General features: G+C 72.5%; 19 protein-coding genes, 1 tRNA gene and 1 pseudogene. 15 read left to right on the forward strand and 6 right to left on the reverse strand.

Going from position 1 to position 20,113, the window contains the following annotated elements:
* Positions 1–1,362: a sugar transferase gene (locus IE244_RS01500; protein WP_229853950.1), complete on the reverse strand. Its 1,362-nt coding sequence runs from the start codon at positions 1,360–1,362 to the stop codon at positions 1–3.
* Positions 1,363–1,752: 390 nt separating this feature from the next.
* Between IE244_RS01500 and IE244_RS01505 the strand changes: the two genes are divergently transcribed.
* The gene (locus tag IE244_RS01505; RefSeq protein WP_191870785.1) at positions 1,753–2,625 is read left to right on the forward strand and encodes a beta-1,6-N-acetylglucosaminyltransferase; all 873 of its coding nucleotides are present in this window, start codon (positions 1,753–1,755) and stop codon (positions 2,623–2,625) included.
* Between the two features lie 113 nt (positions 2,626–2,738).
* Here the strand turns inward: IE244_RS01505 and IE244_RS42705 are convergent, their stop codons facing one another.
* Complete coding sequence (locus tag IE244_RS42705; RefSeq protein WP_268252838.1) at positions 2,739–3,104, reverse strand: LPXTG cell wall anchor domain-containing protein; 366 nt, start codon at positions 3,102–3,104, stop codon at positions 2,739–2,741.
* 673 nt (positions 3,105–3,777) lie between these two features.
* Between IE244_RS42705 and IE244_RS01515 the strand changes: the two genes are divergently transcribed.
* The 9 genes and pseudogenes from IE244_RS01515 (at position 3,778) to IE244_RS01555 (ending at position 10,575) form a co-directional block, all read left to right on the forward strand.
* Positions 3,778–4,437 (forward strand): hypothetical protein, encoded by a 660-nt coding sequence (locus IE244_RS01515; RefSeq protein WP_191870787.1) that lies wholly within the window; start codon positions 3,778–3,780, stop codon positions 4,435–4,437.
* A gap of 442 nt (positions 4,438–4,879) precedes the next feature.
* Positions 4,880–5,339, forward strand: a pseudogene (locus tag IE244_RS01520) (vitamin K epoxide reductase family protein).
* Between the two features lie 156 nt (positions 5,340–5,495).
* Positions 5,496–5,993, forward strand: coding sequence for a tyrosinase family oxidase copper chaperone (locus tag IE244_RS01525; RefSeq protein ID WP_191870788.1), 498 nt, complete (start codon positions 5,496–5,498; stop codon positions 5,991–5,993).
* The gene (locus tag IE244_RS01530) at positions 5,977–6,843 is read left to right on the forward strand and encodes a tyrosinase family protein (protein WP_191870789.1); all 867 of its coding nucleotides are present in this window, start codon (positions 5,977–5,979) and stop codon (positions 6,841–6,843) included. The genes IE244_RS01525 and IE244_RS01530 overlap by 17 nt, the downstream gene beginning before the upstream one ends.
* A 278-nt stretch (positions 6,844–7,121) precedes the next feature.
* The gene (locus IE244_RS01535) at positions 7,122–8,534 is read left to right on the forward strand and encodes a condensation domain-containing protein (RefSeq protein WP_191870790.1); all 1,413 of its coding nucleotides are present in this window, start codon (positions 7,122–7,124) and stop codon (positions 8,532–8,534) included.
* A 169-nt stretch (positions 8,535–8,703) separates the two neighbouring features.
* The gene (locus IE244_RS01540; protein WP_031159933.1) at positions 8,704–8,949 is read left to right on the forward strand and encodes a hypothetical protein; all 246 of its coding nucleotides are present in this window, start codon (positions 8,704–8,706) and stop codon (positions 8,947–8,949) included.
* A 114-nt stretch (positions 8,950–9,063) separates the two neighbouring features.
* Entirely contained in the window at positions 9,064–9,387 is a 324-nt protein-coding gene (locus IE244_RS01545) for a hypothetical protein (RefSeq protein ID WP_191870791.1), read from the forward strand.
* A 147-nt stretch (positions 9,388–9,534) separates the two neighbouring features.
* A complete protein-coding gene (locus tag IE244_RS01550) occupies positions 9,535–9,801 on the forward strand; it encodes a hypothetical protein (RefSeq protein ID WP_191870792.1) in 267 nt (88 codons plus the stop codon).
* 339 nt (positions 9,802–10,140) lie between these two features.
* The gene (locus tag IE244_RS01555) at positions 10,141–10,575 is read left to right on the forward strand and encodes a hypothetical protein (RefSeq protein WP_191870793.1); all 435 of its coding nucleotides are present in this window, start codon (positions 10,141–10,143) and stop codon (positions 10,573–10,575) included.
* Between the two features lie 135 nt (positions 10,576–10,710).
* On the opposite strand, the gene IE244_RS01560 is transcribed toward IE244_RS01555, so the two are convergent.
* The 3 genes from IE244_RS01560 to IE244_RS01570 all read right to left on the reverse strand — a co-directional run bounded on the left by IE244_RS01560 (position 10,711) and on the right by IE244_RS01570 (position 12,273).
* Positions 10,711–11,013, reverse strand: coding sequence for a hypothetical protein (locus tag IE244_RS01560; RefSeq protein ID WP_031159939.1), 303 nt, complete (start codon positions 11,011–11,013; stop codon positions 10,711–10,713).
* Between the two features lie 220 nt (positions 11,014–11,233).
* Positions 11,234–11,533, reverse strand: a complete 300-nt coding sequence (locus tag IE244_RS01565) for a hypothetical protein (protein ID WP_191870794.1) — start codon at positions 11,531–11,533, stop codon at positions 11,234–11,236.
* A 266-nt stretch (positions 11,534–11,799) separates the two neighbouring features.
* Complete coding sequence (locus IE244_RS01570; RefSeq protein ID WP_031159945.1) at positions 11,800–12,273, reverse strand: hypothetical protein; 474 nt, start codon at positions 12,271–12,273, stop codon at positions 11,800–11,802.
* 507 nt (positions 12,274–12,780) lie between these two features.
* Between IE244_RS01570 and IE244_RS01575 the strand changes: the two genes are divergently transcribed.
* Together IE244_RS01575 and IE244_RS01580 are read left to right on the forward strand one after the other, a co-directional pair.
* Positions 12,781–13,557, forward strand: coding sequence for a hypothetical protein (locus tag IE244_RS01575; protein ID WP_191870795.1), 777 nt, complete (start codon positions 12,781–12,783; stop codon positions 13,555–13,557).
* Positions 13,558–13,629: 72 nt separating this feature from the next.
* Entirely contained in the window at positions 13,630–13,905 is a 276-nt protein-coding gene (locus IE244_RS01580) for a hypothetical protein (protein WP_031159950.1), read from the forward strand.
* A gap of 234 nt (positions 13,906–14,139) precedes the next feature.
* On the opposite strand, the gene IE244_RS01585 is transcribed toward IE244_RS01580, so the two are convergent.
* A tRNA-Arg gene (locus IE244_RS01585) sits at positions 14,140–14,212 on the reverse strand.
* Positions 14,213–14,533: 321 nt separating this feature from the next.
* Here IE244_RS01585 and IE244_RS01590 point away from each other — a divergent pair.
* The 3 genes from IE244_RS01590 (at position 14,534) to IE244_RS01600 (ending at position 20,072) form a co-directional block, all read left to right on the forward strand.
* Positions 14,534–16,144, forward strand: coding sequence for a dynamin family protein (locus IE244_RS01590; RefSeq protein WP_191870796.1), 1,611 nt, complete (start codon positions 14,534–14,536; stop codon positions 16,142–16,144).
* A 678-nt stretch (positions 16,145–16,822) separates the two neighbouring features.
* Positions 16,823–19,282 (forward strand): YfjP family GTPase, encoded by a 2,460-nt coding sequence (locus tag IE244_RS01595; RefSeq protein WP_229853909.1) that lies wholly within the window; start codon positions 16,823–16,825, stop codon positions 19,280–19,282.
* Positions 19,283–19,592: 310 nt separating this feature from the next.
* Entirely contained in the window at positions 19,593–20,072 is a 480-nt protein-coding gene (locus IE244_RS01600; protein ID WP_191870797.1) for a single-stranded DNA-binding protein, read from the forward strand.
* The last annotated feature ends 41 nt before the right edge of the window (positions 20,073–20,113 follow it).

The following is a 20,113-nucleotide window of genomic DNA, read 5'->3' on the forward strand; positions in this document are numbered from 1 at the left end:
TCAGTAGGCGCCCTGGCCGTCCAGTACCGCTCGCACGGTGCGGGCCATCACGGTGACGTCCCCGGCCAGGGACCAGTTGTCGATGTAGCGCAGATCGAGCGCGACGGTCTCGTTCCAGGAGAGGTCCGCTCGTCCGCTCACCTGCCACAGCCCCGTCAGGCCCGGTTTGACGGTGAGCCGGCGCCGTTCCACCAGGTTGTACTTGACGACCTCTTCGGGCAGCGGGGGGCGCGGCCCGACCAGGGACATGTGGCCGAGCAGGACGTTGAAGAGCTGGGGCAGCTCGTCGAGCGAGTAGCGGCGCAGGATGCGGCCGACGGGGGTGATCCGCGGGTCACGACGCATCTTGAACATGTGCCCGTCGTTCTCGTTCGCCTCTTCCAGCTCGGTCTTGAGCCGGTCCGCGCCCACCACCATCGTGCGGAACTTCCACATGGAGAAGGGCGTGTGGTACCGGCCCACCCGTGTCTGCCGGTACAGGGCAGGACCGGGTGAGCCGCACCGCACCGCCAGTCCCACGGCGAGCAGCAGGGGGGAGAGCAGGACGAGCAGCAGCAGGGCGCCTGCCCGGTCCACGACGGCCTTGAACAGCGCCGGGATCCCGCGGCGCGCGGGCGGTGCGATGTGCAGCATCGTCAGTCCGGCGGCAGAGGTGGCCCGCAGCCGGCGCCGGGCCACATCGACGATGCCGGGCAGTACCACGAGGGGGCAGCCCCGGTCGTGCAGCGCCCAGGACAGCCGGCGCAGCCGCTCGCCCGACATGTGGCGGCTCACCGCCACGAAGACCAGGTCGGCCGCCAGTTCGTCGACGGCGTCGAGCACCCCCGTCGCGTCCGTCTCCGGTGGCTGGGGCGCTTCGCCGGCCAGCCGTACGCACACGGCGACACCCGAGGACACCGGTTGCTCGCCCACCGCACAGGCGCCGACGATGACATAGCCGTGATCGGTGCGCTGGGCGAGCTGCGCGACCACGGCGTCCACCAGGGGCCCCTCGCCGACGACCAGCACGCGACGCAGTACGCGGGCGTCCCTGCGCGCGGCCCGCAGCCGGCGGCGGATCACCTTCTGACAGGTCGCGGTGAGGGCCAGCGCGGGCAGCAGCGCGGTGAAGGCCTCGATGTGGCCGCTGTTCTGTCCGCACAGCACACGGAGCACGGCCAGGGCGCCGACCAGGATGAGCCAGTCCCTCAGTACGGCCCGCAGATCGACCGCGTCGGCCCAGACCCCGGACGCGTACCGCTTGCTCGCCGCGCCGATCAGCGGCCACAACACGACGGCGGCAGCGGCCAGGAGCAGGGTGCGGGGCTCCTGGCCCCGCGTGATCGCCGCCGTCAGGGGCAGCGCCGCCCCGGCGAGGTCCACGCAGACGGAGAGGGCGCCGTATCCATGACCTCGCGTGCCGTGGCGGTGAACAGTTCGGTACGGCGTGGAGAAGGGCGCCTGCCCCGACACCGCGTTGGTGGACCGCCCCATGGCTCTCCTTCAGAAGCCCCCAGTCGCTGTCGTCGGCCACTACTTATATCAGGCATTCTTCACAAAACAATGTCATTCGGTACAGAGGAACGATCGTATGAGGGTTGTCAGGATGCTGACGGCTCGTCAGTCGACGTGGCGACGGTGGGGCCTTGGGTGACGTGCCATTAGAGGGACATCGCTCCCGCGTGCCAGCGAGCCCACGACGCGTCCCACGGCCGCGCGATCACCGTGGGGGAGCGTGGGGGAGAAGCCGGTGGACCGAGGGAGGAGAGAACGATGCCGGTATTCGCCGTGCTCGCGCACACCGAGCCCGGACTGTTCGCGCGGCTGGCCGAGCGACTGGCGCCGTACCCGGTGGTCGTCCACGTGGACGCGCGGTCGCGAGGCGCCGACTTCGCGGGGGTGCCGCGCACCGCGTACGTCCGCGACCGCGTCGCCGTCCGCTGGGGAGGTTTCTCCGTCGTCCGCGCGACGCTCGCCCTGTACCGCACGGCGCTGGAGTTCGCGCAGCCCGGCGAGCACATCGTGCTGCTGTCCGGGCAGTGCTACCCCGCCCGGCCGGTCGGCGAGTTCGCCGCGCACCTCGCGTCGGCGCCGTTCCGGCAGCACTGCCGGGCGGCCGCGGTGCTGGACGAGAGGATCACCGCCGGCCGCGTCCTCAAGCGCTGGTACCTCGACGCCGTGCCGACGGGGCCGGGGCCGACCTATCTTCCCCGCGCCCTGCTGCGCCGGGGGATCTCGGAGCTGACTCCCCGGCGCAGGCGCTCCGTGTTCGGTGACATCGAGCCGGTGGCGGGCAGCCAGTGGACGGCGCTGACCGCCGACTGCGTCGCGGACCTGCTCGGCAAGGCCGAGGACCCCCGCTGGGAGAGCCTGTTCCGTACGACGCACGCGCCCGACGAGATGTTCTTCCACACGCTGGTCTGGAACAGCGGCTGGCGCGAGGAGGTGGAGGACCCGGTGCTGCGGCCGAGGGCCGGGCGCGTCACCGCCGACTTCACCAACTTCCACCACCTGGACCGGCTGCTCAAGGGCACGAGGACCCTCGCCGATCTGCCGGCGATCGAGGCCTCCCGGATGTTCTTCACCCGCAAGGTCGCCTCACCCCGGTCGGCCGGGTTGCTCGACGCCCTCGACAGACGGTCGTGAGCCGGGGCGCACCTCGAAAGCCGTCCGCCCGCCACGGGCCCGGACCGGGCGGCGCAGCGGGCGGACGGCGAGACGGCGGGTGCCGGGCGCGCGGCGTCCGGCACCCCGGTGTACTACTGACGGGCAGCGGCCCGGCCCCGCCGGTACAGCACGGTTCCGGCGGCCAGCAGCGCACCGCTGACGGCCATGGTTCCGATGGTGGTCTCCGCGCCGGTCTTGGCCAGCTCCGGCGGCGCGGGCGGCGGCGGGGTCCGCTTCACGGGCGGTGCCTTCACCGGAGTGGGCTTGGGCGCCGGGGTGTGCGCGCGGGGTGGTGGGGTCGCCTTGGTGGGGGTCGGCGTGGGCGTGTCCTCGCCGTAGCAGGCGCAGGTGGGCTCGTCACTCGGCTCGTCGTCGCCGTAGCCCTGGTCGCTCGCCTCTGTCGTGGGGCTGTCGGAAGCCGGGGCCGTGACCCCTGCCTCCCGGTGCGCCTGCCGCACGGCGGTCTGGGCACGCGCGATCGCCCTCAGGGCACTTGACTCACCGGGAACGGCCTGCTGGGGAGCCGTATCACCGGACAGGACGGTGTGTGAGTCTGCCCCTGTCGCCTGCGGACCGGAGTCCGCGAACGCCCATGTGCCGGACAGAGTCAGGGCACTTGTCGCGGCGGCGGCCACGACCAATCCCTTGGTCAGGGTCTGTCGCACTCTCGTTGTCTTTCTCTCAGGCGGGAAGGGGAAGCCGGCGGCGGCCGTTGATCCGGCCTTCTCGCTTGCCGGGTTCCGCAGGGTCGTCGCAGGGGACCGTGATGCCGCACGTTCACACTCGCCACGACCTGCGAACTGTGAACGAGATATGAAGGCCCGAAGATACCGAGAGGCGCACATTGGCGGTGAATTCACCCGATTGCCCGCCCGTGCCCGCCCGTGCGGGAATGCGCTGTCGCCCGGGGACGGCGGCCCCAGCCGCCGCAGAGCGCCTCGGTACGCCCCCGCGCCGCCGACTCGGAGCGTCGCCGCGCCCGTCCCGGGTCCGGCGCACTCCACCCGGCAGACCCCCGCCGTTGCCCCGAACGGCCGGGCGGTTCACCGGAACGAGCTTGATCGGTTGCAGAGGGCCGGGCGCGATCTCACGGTGGACACAGGACCCGACGTACCACCGAAAGGAAGTTCCATGGGTGGCCCACCCGCCCGGCGCATCGCGGGCGTCACGCTCTGCGCCGCTCTCCTGGCCGGCGTCACCGGCCCGGCCGCCGTCGCGGCCGACTCCACCCGGGACCGTGTCCGTGCGGCGTCCCACGCGCCCGTCCCCGGCGCGGACGCGCTCCTCGCGCAGGTCACACTCCTCGCGAACCTCGGGATCGTCCTCACCCCGGTCACCGGCCTGCTCACCGCGGTGCTCAAGGCCGACAACGGGCAGCTCCCCACCGACCAGGCCACCGCCCTCGTGCAGGCCGCCAAGGACGCCATCGCCAAGGTGACCCCGGCCGCGCCGGCCACTCCGACCGCCGCACCCACCACCCCGGCGACCCCGGGCCCGCCGTCCCCCCGCACCACGACGGACCACAGGACCACCACGCGGGCCGACCTCGCGGGCGACGCGCTCGCCAACCTCACCAAGGCGCTGGACACCCTGTTGAAGGCCATCACCTCCGGTGACGCCACCCAGGTCGTCCCGGCGGTCAAGGGAGTCCTGACCGGCCTGGTCAACTATCTGGCCGCCCTGCTGCTCTCGGGCGGCCTGCCCGCTCCCGATCTGCCCGGGCTGCCGACGCTGCCCTCGCTGCCGGGAGTGCCGGTGCCGGTACCGGTGCCGACGGTGCCGGCTTCCTGACGAGGCGCCGGCCCAGGGCCGCACCGCAGCGGTGGCCCTGGGCGAGGGGTGCCCCCGATGCCAGGGTCGAGGGGCGCCCCCACGGCGCCTTGACCGAGGGACGCCCCACGACGCCACGGGCGTGCGTGGGGCGTCTCCCGATCCCTTCGCCGAAGAACGCCCCCGCGTCCCCCGATCGTGTGGCGCACCGGCCGCCCTCCTCCGGTCGGGTGAGCGCGCACCGGGCCGTCCCGTCCGGTGCCAGTAGGGTCGCGCGGTGACCTCAGCCCCCGCCGACACGCGCAGGTTCCGTCCCGCCGGCCCGGGCCGTCCCACCCGGGCCCGGCCGGCCGGTGCCGCGCCCGGCGGAGCAGGTCGGGGCGGTCGTCCCACCGCCGTCCCGCCCCGCCCGGGCCGAGGGCCGGCACGACGGTGCGGGCCGCGACCCGCACGGGCTCCCCGGCTGACGGCGGTGGCACCGGCCCCGCGGACGGCGGGCGCCGGCCGCGGCTTCGCACTGCTCCTGGTGCTCACGGGCGCGGCCGGGCTGCCGGCCTCCTGGGTCATCACCCTCGACAAGTTCAAGCTGCTGCAGAACCCGGCCTTCACGCCGGGATGCAGCCTGAATCCGCTGGTGTCCTGCGGCAGCGTCATGAAGAGCGCGCAGGCCGCGGCCTTCGGGTTCCGCACCCCGACGCTCGGTCTGGTGGCCCACGGCGTCGTGATCTGCGTCGGCGTGAGCCTGCTGGCCGGCGCCGCCTTCCCCCGCTGGTCCGGCTGACCTTCGAAGACACCGGTTCCTGCCCGCGCCGGCCCCGCCGCGGGCGTTCCTCGCCGAGTTCGCCCGGGCGCCGCCACTGCTGCACACGGGGGTTGTCGGGATGCTGATCCTGACCCGCCGGTGGGACTTCTGGACCAGCTGATCACTCCCGGCCACGGCGGTCGCGGCGCCCTCCCGGCGCGGCACCCCGGGTGGGCCCGGTCCGGTGCCCGGGTCACCGGTCCGGCCGCACGTCGGTGACCGGCGGGGCCGTCCGGCGGTTACGGCTTCGACATCCGAACCGGACGAGGAGTGAACGATGGTTCTAGGCGTCGGCGGAGTGCCGGGGGGCGGGCAGCGCGTCACGCCGGCCGCGGGCGGAACGCGGCCCCGGGGCGGAACGCGGCGGGACATGACGCGGAGGCTGCTCGCCTCGGCCGTCGGCGCGGCGCTCGCCCCGGTGGCCGCGGCCTGCGGACGGCCTCCACACACCCCGGACGACGGCCGGCAGGGCGGCACCTTCGACGAGACCTACCGCGGGCGCCGCATCCGCGGTGTCGAGGTCCGCGCCTCCGGCCGGGCCGCCGCCGCCCAGTGGAAGGTCACGATCGACGGCCGTCCGCTGCATCTGATGCGCCGCGCCGACGGCAGCTGGCTGAGCATGGTCGACCACTACCGCTCGTACTCGACCCCGCTCGCCGCGGCCCGCGGAGCGGTCGACGAGCTGGGCCCCGACGAGCAGTTGCGCGATCTGGCACCGGGACCGATGGGCGGGGCACCGGAGCACGGAGGAGGCGGGCATGGCGTACACGCGTAAGAACGTCAGCAGGCTGACCCGCACCGAGCGGCGGAGGTTCGTGGACGCCCTGCTGGAGGTCAAACGACGCGGTGAGTACGACGAGTTCGTGCGGACGCACATCAGGTACAACACCGCCGACGGCGAACACGGCCTGCGCACCGCCCACATGACGCCCTCCTTCCTGCCCTGGCACCGCAAGCTCGTGCTGGAACTGGAGCGGGCGCTGCGCCGGGTGGACGACTCGGTGACGGTGCCGTACTGGGACTGGACCCGTGACCGCACGGCCACCTCGCTGCCGTGGACCGACGACCTGATGGGCGGCAACGGGCGGCGCACGGACCGGCAGGTGATGACCGGGCCGTTCGCCTACCGGGCGGGCCACTGGCGGCTCAACGAGGGGGTGACCGACCGGCAGTACCTCACCCGCGACCTCGGCCGCGCCCGCAACCCGTTCGACCTGCCGACCGCCCGTGACCTGGAGTCGGCGCTGGCCGACCCGGTCTACGACACGGCGCCCTGGAACTCGACGGTCACCAGGGGGTTCCGCAACAAGCTGGAGGGGTGGGCGCCCGGCCGGGGCAGCGTCTCCTGGCACAACCACAACCGGGTGCACCGCTGGGTGGGCGGGGTGATGGTCGGCGGCGCCTCCGTCAACGACCCCGTCTTCTGGCTGCACCACTCCTTCATCGACCTGCAGTGGACCCGCTGGCAGCAGCGGCACCGCGAGCACCGCTACCTCCCGGCCGAACCGCCCGGCGCGCGCGACAGCCAGCACGGCCGGATCGTGGCCCGGCACGAGCGGATGCCGCCCTGGGACGTGACGCCGGACCAGCTGGAGGACATGAGCGAGATCTACCGGTACGAGTGAGGTCGCGGTGCGGCGGCCGTCACACGGGAGGAGCGCCGGTGCCCGAGGCCGGCGCTCCTCCCCGGGCGCCCGCACGCGGTCAACTGCTCGTCCCCGTCGGCCGGTTCACTCACTGGAAGAGGAAATCCCGGTGCCGCCGCCCGGGATCACCACCGGCCGATCGCTTCGCCGTTCGAGGCGTCACACGTCCCGCTGAAAAGCCGGCGACACGGCATCGTGCCGCTCGCGCAGGGCTCCTCCTTGATCAAGTCTGTGTCTTCTGCGAAGGAGACGCCCCCGTGCGAATTTCTGACATTCAGCGCTGCGAAGTCCGTCCAGGACGGCTCGTCGAGTGGAGGTTCAGCCCGGCGACCGTCGCGGCCGCGGCGGCGCTGCCGACGGATCCGCGGCCGCCGGCGTACATCCAGGAGTCGCACATCAGGACCGCCCGGTCGGTGCGCGAGGACGGACTGTTCGTGCCGACCTGGATCGGCGCGGCGTTCGATCTGCCGGGCCGAGCCGATCTCGGCGCGCTGGAGCGGGCGTTGCACGACTGGACGCTCCGGCACGAGACGCTGCGCAGCGGCTTTCGGTGGGCCGGCGACGACATGCACCGGTTCACGCTCGACGAGCGGGACGTGTCGCTGCGCCGCGAGGTGGTCGGCGACTTCGCCGACGCGGACACGCTGGCCCGGTATCTGCAGGACCGGTTCGACGTCGCGGCGGACGCGCTGGGCTGGCCGAACTTCCTGTACGCGGCGGTCGTCCGCGACGATTCCACCAGCGTGTACCTGGCCTTCGACCACACCAACGTCGACGCCTACTCCCTCCAGCGCATCCCGGACGAGATCGGCGAGTTGTACGGCGCGGATGTCGCGGGCCGGTCCCCGGCCGGCCAACAGGTGAGCAGTTACGTGGACTTCTGCGAGCAGGAGCGGGCGGACGCGGACGGCATCGACGACACCCACGCGATCGTCGCCCGCTGGCGGGAGTTCATCGCCCGGTGCGACGGAAGGCTCCCGGACTTCCCCGTCGACCTCGGTCTGCGGCCCGGTGGCCCACTGCCCGCCCAGCAGCTGCTGCGCGAGCCGCTCGTCGACGCGGACGCGGCCGCCGCGTTCGAGGCGTACTGCCGGCCCTACGGCGGCAGCATGGTGGGCGTCCTGGCCGCGACCAGTCTGATCGTGCACCAGCTCGGCGGACAGCCGGTCTACCGCACGGTCGTGCCGTTCCACACCCGGGTGAAGTCCGCCTGGTCGGACTCCGTGGGCTGGTACGTCGGCGGCGCGCCGATCGAGGTGCCCGCGGCGGGGGACTTCGACGCCGCGCTCACCGCCGTCCGCGCCGAGCTGCAGGCCAACCGGTCGCTGGCACGGATTCCGCTGGCCAGGGTACTGCGCCTGCTCGGCGCGGACTTCCGGCCCACCTCGCCCGACCTGTACTCGATCGTCTCGTACGTCGACGCCCGCGCCGTCCCCGGCGCGGACCGCTGGAGCGAGCAGAAGGTGTACGGACTGCTCCGGGTGTCGTACGGCGACCAGGTCTGCGTCTGGGTCAGCCGGTTGCACGAGGGTCTGTGGCTCGCCTGCCGCTATCCGGACACCGACGTCGCGTACAAGAACGTCCGGCGGTACATCGAGGCACTGCGGGACCTCGTCGTGTCCGTGCCCGCGGCCCGTCGCGTCCGGACCGCGGAACCGACATTCTCGTAATACCAAATTGCCTTTCAGGTATTCCTGTTGGTGGATCTGACGGCTCAACTCCCCTTTTGGACACGGATATCCGCCAAAGTGGAATACGGAGTATCGCTACTGCTAGTGTTCAGTCAGTCACGGTAGGCAATCAGCCTCGACGTACGAGCAATGAAGAGCCGAGGGTTCCATGCGCAAGCTTCAGCAGGTCGTGATCGCAGCAGTGGCGGCCGGCGGACTGTCCGCCGTCGGCGGCGCCGCCGGTACCGCCTACGCTCACGCCGGCGGCGGCCTGGAGGTGAACGACCTCTACCGCCCCTACCAGGAGTGCAGCCCGCAGACGGTGGCTGACGGCAACCTCCCGATCGGCGTGCTCGGTCTCGCCCAGACCCTGGACACCACCTGCGGCCAGTTCAACAACGCTTTCACTGGCTGAGGTTTTCGAAGGCGTCAGCGCGTGCGACGCCTTCCGTGGAACCCTTCGGGTCGCTCCCGAGGGGTTCCCTGCACGCCGGGCCGGTTGCCTGAACTCGAAAGGGAAACGCACCACATGCTCAGTAGGAAGAAGATCGCGGCTGTCTCGGGACTCGTTGGCGGTCTCGCCATGACCTGCGCCGGTGTCGCCCAGGTGCACGCCGCGGGCGGTCCGGGCATCTGCACGCGCGACATCCAGGGCAACGTCACCTGTATCCAGCGGATCCAGGGCGAGCTGCCCGAGGACGGGGTCATCCCCCACCAGGACAACTGCATGCCGACGCAGCCCCTGACGCTGCCCGCCGCCCTGGGCAACGGGACGATGCGGATCGGGCCCGAGGTGACCTGCCGGGCGCCGGCGCCGGACAAGGGTGACAGGTTGTCCGAGCTGTTGGGCTGAGCCTTCGAGCGAAAACTTCCGGTGGATTTCTCGTCGTAATCCGACACGACGTGTGGAGAAGATCCCAAATAGCTACGGACTGTGTGTATATGCTCACACTAAGTAGTCAAGCCAGGGCCTCGCGCCCGGGTAAGAAAGGGTCAAACCATGCGTAAGTTTCAGCGCGCTGCAGTCGTAGCCGCGGCGGTTGCCGGACTGTCCGCCCTTGGTATCGGCGTCAGCTTCGCCGGCGGTTACGACGACACTCCTCCGCAGATCAACGCAGTGGCCAACTCCTCGGCCAACGCCGTGGCCACGTGGGGCGGTTACTTCACCCCCCAGCCCGGTGACGGCGGCCGCAAGGACACCGCCGCGCCGGAGGAGGGCTACGGCCAGTACTCCGCTCCCTCCGAGGGCGGCCAGCAGCAGCAGTAAGAGGATCACCCAGGTATCGATGCGCACGTGTGAGCGCGCTGCGGTCGTAGCGCATCGACGCCTCTTTGGAGCACGACATGCACATCGCGCGAACGAAACGTCCCTGTCCTGGATCAACTCGGATTGTTCGACGGTGTGCTGAGTAATACCCCATGGCGAAGGCAGCCCGGACGCGCGGCAGACACCTCAGGGTGCGCGTCCGGGCTGCGGCCGTGTCGGCGCCGGACGCGACTGACAGCACGTCGAGGCGTCGGGTCCACGTTCGACTTTCTCCAAGGCCCGGGCGCACGCCGGTCGACGGCGTCGGCGCCCGGGCCTCCATGGCAAAGGACGCAGCACATGTTCACTCGGCAGAAGATCGCGACCGTCTCGGGGCTCGTCGGAAGTCTCGCCGTGATCTGCGTCGGCGCCGCGTACGCGCACGCCGATGAACCCAGGAGCGAGTGCAGGAACACCGTTCTGGGTGACACCATCTGCGTGCGCAAGAGCGACACCCACGACGACAAGCACGGCGCCCACGCCCTCAGGCAGACGCGGGACTGCTCGGTCATCGACCGGCCACGCGTGGTGTTTCCCGACGACGGCCTGCTGAGCGGCGGCACCAGGAACGTCGGGCCGACCGTGGACTGCTCCAACAAGGCGCAGCTGCCCAAGGGTTTCGAGAAGCCCCGGTTCAAGAAGCCCCGGATCTCGAAGTCGCAGTTCAAGGCCCCGAAGATCAAGGCCCCGCAGATCACGGCCCCGAAGATCAGGAAGCCCGACGTCGAGCTCTGAGGCGCGACCAGCGAAATGCCGGACCGGGATCGTCCCGGTCCGGCATTTCGGCTTTATGGCCGCAGGGCCTGCTGGTGACATGGAATTCCCCGGTGTCCCGGCCCTGCGGCCGGAACACCGGGGAATGATTCCGACTTACTTTCCGACGCCGTTGTTGCAGCCCATGCTCGAGCCGAGGGACGACTCCTGCGCCCCCGCGTTGCCCTCGCCGTTCAGCAGGTTGCCGCCGAGGCCGTTGGCGATGCCGACCTCGCCGAGAACGTCGGCGTTGCCGTCGTGCGACCTGCAGGTGGTGCTCTGCAGGACGCTGAAGCGGTCGCTGTCGCCGCCCTTGCCGCCTCCCCAGCCGCCTTGGCCGGCGTGAGCGGCGCCGGCGCTCAGGAGTCCGATGCTCCCGAGGGCGGCGACCAGGACGGCTGCCTTGCGGAGCTTGTGCATGTCATCTCCGGTGGGTGATGAGTGGATGCGATCCGTGACAGATCGACTTCGTACGGTTATGGAGGCTAATAGGAAATAACCAAGGCCAATCGGCGACGCGCCGAATTCCGAATTGCTGTCACTCTGAATGCCCATACGTCCGCAAAAAGGGACCGGCCCCGAGCCTGAGGCTCGGGGCCGGTATTATTTCCCGCTTTTAGTCGCCTGTGCGACGGTGCGCTCAGAAAGCGCTGTTGTTGCAGCCCATGGTCGAGCCGATGTGGGTCGACTGGGCACCCGGGTCGCCCTCGCCGTTGAGCCCGTTGCCCAGGAGGCCGTTGAGGATGCCGACCTCCCCGAGGACGTCAAGGTTCAGGTCGTGCGACTTGCAGTTGGAGCTCTGCAGGACGCTGAACTTGTCGCCGTGGTCGCCGCCCTTGCCGCCTCCCCAGCCGCCTTGGCCGGCGTGGGCGGTGCCGCTCATGAGCGCGATGCTGCCGACTGCGGCGACCAGGACGGCAGCCTTGCGAAGCTTGTGCATGTCATCTCCGGTGGAGTGAAGTGGGTTGCGATCTGTGACAGATCGACTTCTTACAGTTACGGGAGGTTAATAAGAAATATCCCAAAACGGTCAGCGACGCGCCGGTTTGATGATCTCTCGGCAAAAGCACCCGAAAGCCGCAGTGCATGCGAACGGGCCCTTCGGGAGATCTCCGAAGGGCCCGTGCTGGGCGTCGGTGTCCGGCCGTTTCCGGTGTCAGGGCCGCTTGTTCCGGTGGGCGGAGCCGGCCCGAGGCCGGAACGGTCCTAGTGCGCGGTCGCGTTGGCGAGGGCGTTCGACTGCGTGTTGACCTGGCCGCAGTCGATGCCGCGGGTCTCGGAGGCGGCGAGCACGGCGACCGGGACGGCCGCGTTCAGCAGGGACTGCGGGCTGCACTCCTGGGACGGGCGGAAGAGGTTGCTCTGCAGGGCGGAGGAGCCCTCCCCCGGGGTGGCCTGCGGGCTGATCTGCGGGCTGATCGACGGGCTCAGCGTCGGGTTGACCTGCGGGGTGACCTCGGCGCCGTGCTGCGGGGCCTGCTGCGGGGCCCCGTAGCTCTGCGTGCTGGCCTGGGCGGAGGTGGCCGAGGCGGCCTGGGCGTCCAGCTGCGAAACGGGGGGCGGCGCGGCGCCGTTGTAGCCGTTGTAGGCGGGTGCCGCGGCGGAGCTGGGGCCGGCGCCGACGGCGGACAGACCCCCGGCTGCTGCGACGACGAGCGCGACTTGCTGAAGCTTGCGCATGGAACCCTCGGCCCTTCATTGACCTGTGCACGGAACGTATCGAAATACTGAATGACTCGGTGCGGCTGCTGCTTTTCCTGCTGCCTGGGCGGCTGCGATGGACCATCGCTCTGTCCCCGGGGGAACGAAGCAAGTGCGGGCCCGGATACGGGTATCGGGCCCCGGTCACCCATTTGCCCCAGGGGTGTGCGTGCCTCGGTGCCGCGTCCTCGGCGTCCCTGCGATCCTGACGCGACGCGCCCGCCCGTCAATGGCAAACGGGTGACGGAGTTCCGGGTCCCGTGACCGGGGCGGGGGAAAAGTCGTTGCCAGCTGGGAGAGGGCAGCGATCATGAATCACGGAGGAGTAAAGGGAGTTCGCTGCCGGCTCCTGCGTAAGCCCGTGCGCAGCCCGGGAGTTATTCCTGTAACGGTGCGGTGTGACCATATGAACATCGGGCTGAGCGCACGCGAGACCGCTGAATACAACGGATTTCCCTGTTCAGGTATTGAAGGGCCGAGGGTTCCATGCGCAAGATTCACAAGGCCGCGCTCGTCGTAGCAGCGGCCGGCGGCTTGTCCGCCATCGGCGCCGGCGTCAGCCATGCCGACACTCCCGTCGGGTACGGCGGTGCCGCTCCAGCGCCGGCTCCCGAGTACCCCGCTCCCCAGTACGCGGCTCCGGCGCCCGCTCCCCAGTACGCGCCCCCGCAGTACGCGGCTCCCCAGTACCCGGCTCCTCAGTACGCTGCGCCCCAGTACCCGGCTCCCCAGTACGCGCCACCGCAGTACGCGGCCCCCCAGCCGAGCGGTCCGCAGGCCTCGGCGGCGGCCAACTCGCGGGGCGTGGCGCAGGTCGCCGCTCCCCAGGCGTACGCCCAGCCGATGATGCCGCCTCCGCCCCCGCCGCCCGCGCCGCCGCAGCAGACCGGTTACGCCGCCGCCGCGGCCACGTCGAACGGCTCCGCGCAGGCCTCCAACTCGCCGTACGCCCCGCAGCAGGCCGCCGCTCCGCAGGTCGCCCCGCAGCAGCCGGCGGCGCAGGTCATGCCCCAGGTCAGCCCGCAGTCCGCGCCGGAGGTCATGCCGCGGGTCGCCCCGCAGGTCGCCGTGCCCCAGACCTTCGGTGCGACGGAGGCCCCGCCGCGCGTCGCCCCCCAGGTGAACCCCCAGGTCAACCCGCAGGTGAACCCGCTCGTCAACCCGCTGGTCGCAGGGGCAGGCACGCCGCAGGTGCCCGGCCTCGGCCTCGGGCAGGTCGCGGCGCCCCCCGTCGGCCAGCTGGGTCTTCCCCGCCTCGGCTGACCGCTCCGTCGCGCTCCGCCGTCCCCACTCGATCTGCTGCAGATCGCATCCGCCAGACCATTCGGAGAAGTAATGCGCACGTTTCACAAGGCCGTCCTCGTGGGCGCCGTCCTCGGCAGTGTCGGCACCTTCGGCGTCAACCCGGCCTCCGCACACGGCGAGCCGGGCCACGACCTCGACGTCACCCAGGGCATCGAGTGCCGCTCGCACGACATGAACATCGATGTGCTCGGCAGCGTCGGCGCCGTCAACGGCCTGGCCGGCAACCTGCTGAACGGCGAAGGCAACCCGGGCGCGCAGCAGAGCCACCTCGGTGCGGACATGGGCTGCAACAGCCGGGCGCTCTGACGGGCGGCGCCGCACGCCGGAGTCGTACGGCTCCGGCGGCGGACGGACGGCGCCGGATCCTCCCCGCGAACACAGGGGAAGGGTCCGGCGCCTTTCTGCGTGCGGCCGGCTCGCTTCCGCGTGCGATGTGCGGCCGGCCCGCTTCCGTGTGCGGTGTGCGGGCGTGTCGCCCGGCGCGCCGTCGTATCGCCCGGAACGACGAAAACGCCCTCCCGAAGGAGGGCGGAGCGTGGGCGCCCCCGGCAGGACTCGAACCTGCGGCCAAGCGCTTAGAAGGCGCCTGCTCTATCCACTGAGCTACGGGGGCCTGGTGTGGTGGCCGCGTCCCGGGTGCCCCTGAAGGGCTGATCCCTGACGCTGCCCGGGGACAAGGATAGGGCTCCCGGTTCCTCGACCCCGTCGCTTCGCCTCCGTGCCTCGATGTGGAGGTTCGGTGAAGCGGTCCTGATAATCGCAGGCAGGTGCGATTCGTGCATCGCTTTTGGCCTCCGACGCACCGGGTGTTGTGCACTCGTTATGCCTCGACTGTGCCCATGTCCCAATGGTTCCTTCCGTCCGTTCTGTCCCCTCGGCGCGCAGACATGTCTATATGCTTCAGAATTCCCCTAAAATTGGGCATTCTTCGCATGTGGTGACCTTGGACGTACGGCCTCAGCTGCTCGACACACTCTCCGCTCTGCGCGACAGTGTCGCCGCCACACGCTTCCCGCTGCCCCTGGCCGGGGCCGCACGCGCGCGTGCCAACCGCGACGAACTCCTCGCGCAGCTCGACGACTATCTCGTACCCCGCCTGCGAGACCCCGAGGCGCCGTTGCTCGCCGTCGTCGGCGGATCGACCGGCGCGGGCAAGTCGACTCTCGTCAACTCCCTCGTCGGGCGGCGCGTGAGCGAGGCCGGCGTGTTGCGGCCGACAACCCGCACACCGGTCCTCGTCTGCCACCCGGATGATCATCACTGGTTCAGCGGGATGCGCGTGCTCCCCGAGCTCACGCGCGTGTGGGCGCACCAGCAGGATCCCGTCGACGAGCTGCTGCTGCCCGACCGCGAGACCCCCACGCGCGTGCTGCGCATCGAGACCACCGAAACCGTTCCGCGCGGGCTCGCCCTCCTCGACGCCCCCGACATCGACTCACTGATCGCCGACAACCGTGTCCTCGCCGCGGAGCTGATCTGCGCCGCCGACATCTGGATCATGGTCACGACGGCGACCCGCTACGCCGACGCCATCCCCTGGCACCTGCTGCGCACCGCCAAGGAGTACGACGCCACCCTCGTGACCGTCCTGGACCGGGTACCCCACCAGGTGGTCTCCGAGGTCTCCCGGCAGTACGGCGCCCTGCTCGCCAAGGCCGGGCTCGGCGACGTACCCCGCTTCACCGTGCCCGAGCTGCCCGAGTCCGCCTGGGGCGCCGGGCTGCTCCCCGCCACCGCCGTCGCGCCCCTGCGGACCTGGCTGGTCCATCACACGCAGGACGCCGCCGCCCGGCAGCAGGTGATCGCCCGTACGGTCCACGGCCTCCTCAACTCGCTCACCTCGCGGATGCCCGAGCTGGCCAGCGCCGCCGCCGCCCAGTACGCGGCCTCCCTCCGGCTGACCGGGGCCGTGGAGACCGCCTACGACAGCGAGCACGCGCGCGTGCGCGGCCGGCTGCAGGCAGGTGCCGTACTGGCCGGGGACGCGCTCAAGCGCTGGCGGGCCTTCCCCCTGGACTGCACGCCCGGGGAGCTCCTCGACGCTCTCGTGGAGAGCCTGGGCGCGCTGCTGCTGTGCTCCGTCACCGCCGCCGACGAACGGGTCCACGAGGCCTGGCGGCACGAGCCCGCGGCGGGCGCGCCGGGCCTCGCCGGCCGTGACCACTCCTCGGAGAGCGCCGAGCACCGCATCGGCCTCGCCGTACGGCGCTGGCGGCGCGAGCTGGAGGAGTACGCCGAGGACGAGGTGCGGGTACTGGAGCGCACCTCCGCACCCGACCCCGAGGTCGTCGCCGCCGTCGTCGCCACCTCGCTGCTGGGCGGCCGCCGGACGCGCAACGTGGGCGAGGGGCTCGCCGACAAGCTCGGCGCCCATGGCGCGCTGCGGCTGCGCGACCGGGCGGCACGCCTGCTGGCCGACTGCGTGGACCGGGTCATGCACACCGAACGCGAGCGGCGCCTCGCCCCGCTGGACGCCCTCGGCGTCAACCCCGGGCCCCAGGCCGATCTCATCGCCGCGCTGTCCGTACTGCAGAAGGAGAGGTGACCGGTGACGGCCGCCACCGATCAGGACCACATGGAGCACACCGACCGCATGGCCCCCACCGAGCCCAGCGGTTCTGAGAATGCCGAGGTCAGGAGACCAATGGAGCGTGGCGACCTGCGCGGGGAGCTGCCGACCCCGAGCCCGGGCGTGCCCGGCGAGGCCGGCGCCGCGCCGCAGGACGGCACCCCCGGGGACCGGACCGGGGAGGCGGACAGGGACTTCGCACCGGCCGTCCCGTCGGCGGACGCGGACGAGTACAAGGCCGCGGCCGGCGACGACATGGGCGAGCCCGCGGCGGAGATCGGGGACGGGGACCCCGGACGGCGCTGGTACGCACGCGCCACGGGGGAGGAGACGGGCTTTGAGCCACCGTCGCGCGGGGTACCGACGAAACCCGCCGACGAGCGGGACGCGCGCGTGTCGGGCGGGCCTGTGCGGGGCGGCGCCGGGCCTGCCACGGGGCAGGGTCCGGGCGAGTCGGTGCGGACCGGTGAGGGCGGCGCCGGGCCTGCGTCGGAGCACGGGCCGGACGGATCTGTGCGGGGCGGGTCCGTGCGGGGCGCCGACGGGCCCTTGCCGGGGCACGGATCGGAGCGCGGACCGGGTGGACCGGGCGGGTCTGTGCGGGCTGGTGAGGGCGCTGACGGGCGTGTGCCGGGGCATGGATCGGGCGGGTCTGTGCGGGACGCTGAAGGCGTCGACGGGCGGGTGCCGGGGCACGGGCCGGGCAGACCTGCGCGGGGTGGTGAGGGCCCCGACGCGGGCGCCAAGGACGAGGCCCCGGACCGGAGCAGGCCTGTCTTCGGCATGAGCGCCGACGCGGGCGCCAAGGATCAGGGTTCGGACCGGGGCCGGCCTGTCTTCGGCAAGGCTGCCGATACGGGCGTCAAGGATCCGGCCTCCGACCGGAGCAGGCCTGTCTTCGGCAGGAGTGCCGACGCGGGCGTCAAGGAACAGGGCTCGGGCCGGAGCAGGCCCGTCTTCGGCACGAGCGCCGACGCGGGCAGGGCGGATCAGGCCGCCGGCCAGGACAGGCCCGGGCTTCGCAAGAGTGCCGACGCGGGCGCCGAGGACGAGGCCCCGGACCGGAACAGGTCCGTCCTCGGCAAGGGCGCCGACGCGGGCGCCAAGGATCAGACCCCGGATCGGCGCAGGCCTGTCTTCGGCAGGAGTGCCGACGCGGGCGCCGAGGACCAAGCCCCGGACCGGGGCAGGCCCGTCTCCGGCAAGAGCGCCGACGCGGCCGGTGGTCAGCGCCTCCGCCCGCCGCACCGCACCCCCCGGCAGTCCGGCCCCAGCGACGAGGCGGCTCCTCGGCGCCGGCCCGACACCGGCCCCGCCGCCGACCCCGGTCCCGGCACCCACGCGGACCCTGGCGCCCACCCGGACCTCGGCCCCGGCATCGACCCCGACGCCGAATCCACGGAGACCTGGGACGACGGCCTGATCGCCCGGCGCGTCACGGACGCCGCAGCCGCCGCGCTCGCCGCCGAACGGGAGAGCGCCACCCGCGCTCTGGGCGGCAACCCGCCCGTCCCGCTGGCGTACGACGGCCCGCTGCGCTCCCGCCTGGACGCCCTGCGTGAACTCGTCGGCCTCTCCCGCGCCCGGCTGGACAAGCGCACCCTCGCCGAGGCCGGCCGGGTCCTGGACGAGGCGGCCGCCCGCCGCAAGCTCTCCGGCCGGCACACCGTCATCGCCATCGCGGGCGCCACGGGCAGCGGCAAGTCGCAGCTGTTCAACGCCCTCGCCGGCGTGGCCATCTCGGAGACCGGGGTACGGCGTCCGACCACCGCCGCCCCCATCGCCTGCAGCTGGAGCGACGGCGCGGCCGGCCTGATCGACCGGCTCGGCATCCCGGGCCGGCTGCGCCGCCGCCCCGTGCACAACCCGGAGACCGAGGCCGAGCTGCGCGGGCTGGTCCTGGTCGACCTTCCCGACCACGACTCCGCCGCCCTGCAGCACCGCGAGCAGGTCGACCGGATCCTGAAGCTGGTCGACGCCGTGATCTGGGTGGTCGACCCGGAGAAGTACGCAGACGCCGTCCTGCACGAGCGCTACCTGCGGCCCCTGGCCGGCCACGCCGAGGTCATGTTCGTCGTCCTCAACCAGGTCGACCGGCTGCCCGGGGAGGCCGCCGACCAGGTGCTGGACGACCTGCGGCGGCTGCTGGACGAGGACGGCGTCGCCCTCGGCGAGCACGGCGAACCGGGCGCGACCGTGCTCGCGCTGTCCGCGCTCACCGGCGAGGGCGTCGGCGAACTGCGCGAGGCACTCGGCCAGTTCGTGGCCGAGCGCGGCGCGGCCGCCCGCCGGGTCGCGGCCGACGTGGACGCCGCCGCGGTCGAACTGCGGCCCGTCTACGCCGCCGAACGGCGGGTCGGCCTCAGCGAGGAGGCACGCGAGGAGTTCGCGGCACGGCTCGCGGACGCGGTGGGCGCCACCGCGGCGGGCGACGCCGCCGAGCGCGCCTGGCTGCGCAACGCCAACCGCGCCTGCGGCACGCCCTGGCTGCGGCTGTGGCGCTGGTACCAGGGCCGCGGCGACTCCACGACGGGCCGGCACGCGGTGCGCGCGCAGGCCGACGAGGAGGCCACGGCACGCCAGCGCGTCGAGCAGGCGGTCCGTACGGTGTCCGACCGCGCCTCGGCCGGCCTGCCCGGGCCGTGGGCGCAGGCGGTGCGCGAGGCGGCCGTACGTGGCTCGCAGGGGCTGTCCGAGGCGCTGGACGAGCTGGCGGCACGCGCCGGACTGCCACCGGGCCGGCCGCCGCGGCCGGGCTGGTGGCCGGCGGCGGTGCTGGTCCAGGCGGCCATGACCCTGCTGCAGATCGTGGGCGGCCTGTGGCTGGCGGGCCAGATCGCCGGCGTCATGGCACCCAACCTCGGCATCCCGGTGCTGCTGATGGTGTGCGGGATCATCGGCGGGCCGCTGGTGGAGTGGGGTTGCCGGATGGCGGCCAGAGGACCGGCCCGGCGCTACGGCCAGGAGGCGGAACGGCGCCTGCGGGAGGCCGCCGCCGGCTGCGGCCGGGCCCGGGTGCTCGACCCGGTCGCGGCGGAGCTGCTGCGCTACCGGGAGGTGCGGGAGCAGTACGGGCGGGTCGCACGGAGCGGCCCGGGGGTCCGGGTGGGCTGAGCCGTCGCGGTCGCCTGGGTGACGGCGGTGGCCAGGGAGCGGTTTCACTCGTGCGGGTGGCGGGGTTCTCCACAGGTGGGCGGTCGTCCACAGCGCTCGGCGGGCCCGGCCCGGCGGAGGCAGTCTGGGGTCGCGGCGATCGCACGGCAGGTCCGGCCGGAGGGACGGCGGACGGTGCCGGCGATCGACGGGACGCGCGGGCACGTACGGCGGTCGTACGTGCCGGCGCGGCAGACGCAGCCGTACGGGACGGGCCCGTACGCGTGTCCGCCCGGCCGTGACGGGCCTGGCGGGGGAGGGGAGTGAGGACATGAACGAGACGATCGTCTGCGTGGTGGGCAACGTGGCGACCCAGCCGGTGTACCGGGAGCAGTCGACGGGTCCGTCGGCCCGGTTCCGGCTCGCGGTGACCGCGCGCTACTGGGACCGGGAGAAGAGCGTCTGGACGGACGGGCACACCAACTTCTTCACGGTGTGGGCGGGCCGCCAGCTCGCGGTCAACGTGGCCGCGAGCGTGGAGGTGGGCCAGCCGGTCGTCGTACAGGGCCGGCTGAAGGTGCGCACGGAGACGCGCGAGGGGCAGCAGCAGTGGACCTCCGCCGACATCGACGCCGTGGCGATCGGCCACGACCTCTCCCGGGGCACGGCCGCCTTCCAGCGCGCGGCCAAACCGGAGTCGCCTGCCACGGCGACCCGGCCGGAGCCGAACTGGGAGACGCCCCCCAAGCCCGCCCGCACACCGGACGAGGACGCGGCCCAACACGTGCCGGAGCCAGCGGCGGTGACATGACGTCAGCGCGCACCCGGCCGCCGGTCACCCGGTGGCCGAAC

The organism is Streptomyces filipinensis (assembly GCF_014649495.1).
Taxonomy (GTDB): domain Bacteria; phylum Actinomycetota; class Actinomycetes; order Streptomycetales; family Streptomycetaceae; genus Streptomyces; species Streptomyces filipinensis.

Excerpts from the sequence above, each read along its gene's own strand:
- IE244_RS01505 (WP_191870785.1), top strand. The coding sequence starts at position 1,753 with ATGCCGGTATTCGCCGTGCTCGCGCACACCGAGCCCGGACTGTTCGCG.
- IE244_RS01515 (WP_191870787.1), top strand. The coding sequence starts at position 3,778 with ATGGGTGGCCCACCCGCCCGGCGCATCGCGGGCGTCACGCTCTGCGCC.
- IE244_RS01525 (WP_191870788.1), top strand. The coding sequence starts at position 5,496 with ATGGTTCTAGGCGTCGGCGGAGTGCCGGGGGGCGGGCAGCGCGTCACG.
- IE244_RS01530 (WP_191870789.1), top strand. The coding sequence starts at position 5,977 with ATGGCGTACACGCGTAAGAACGTCAGCAGGCTGACCCGCACCGAGCGG.
- IE244_RS01540 (WP_031159933.1), top strand. The coding sequence starts at position 8,704 with ATGCGCAAGCTTCAGCAGGTCGTGATCGCAGCAGTGGCGGCCGGCGGA.
- IE244_RS01545 (WP_191870791.1), top strand. The coding sequence starts at position 9,064 with ATGCTCAGTAGGAAGAAGATCGCGGCTGTCTCGGGACTCGTTGGCGGT.
- IE244_RS01550 (WP_191870792.1), top strand. The coding sequence starts at position 9,535 with ATGCGTAAGTTTCAGCGCGCTGCAGTCGTAGCCGCGGCGGTTGCCGGA.
- IE244_RS01555 (WP_191870793.1), top strand. The coding sequence starts at position 10,141 with ATGTTCACTCGGCAGAAGATCGCGACCGTCTCGGGGCTCGTCGGAAGT.
- IE244_RS01560 (WP_031159939.1), bottom strand. The coding sequence starts at position 11,013 with ATGCACAAGCTCCGCAAGGCAGCCGTCCTGGTCGCCGCCCTCGGGAGC.
- IE244_RS01565 (WP_191870794.1), bottom strand. The coding sequence starts at position 11,533 with ATGCACAAGCTTCGCAAGGCTGCCGTCCTGGTCGCCGCAGTCGGCAGC.
- IE244_RS01570 (WP_031159945.1), bottom strand. The coding sequence starts at position 12,273 with ATGCGCAAGCTTCAGCAAGTCGCGCTCGTCGTCGCAGCAGCCGGGGGT.
- IE244_RS01575 (WP_191870795.1), top strand. The coding sequence starts at position 12,781 with ATGCGCAAGATTCACAAGGCCGCGCTCGTCGTAGCAGCGGCCGGCGGC.
- IE244_RS01580 (WP_031159950.1), top strand. The coding sequence starts at position 13,630 with ATGCGCACGTTTCACAAGGCCGTCCTCGTGGGCGCCGTCCTCGGCAGT.
- IE244_RS01600 (WP_191870797.1), top strand. The coding sequence starts at position 19,593 with ATGAACGAGACGATCGTCTGCGTGGTGGGCAACGTGGCGACCCAGCCG.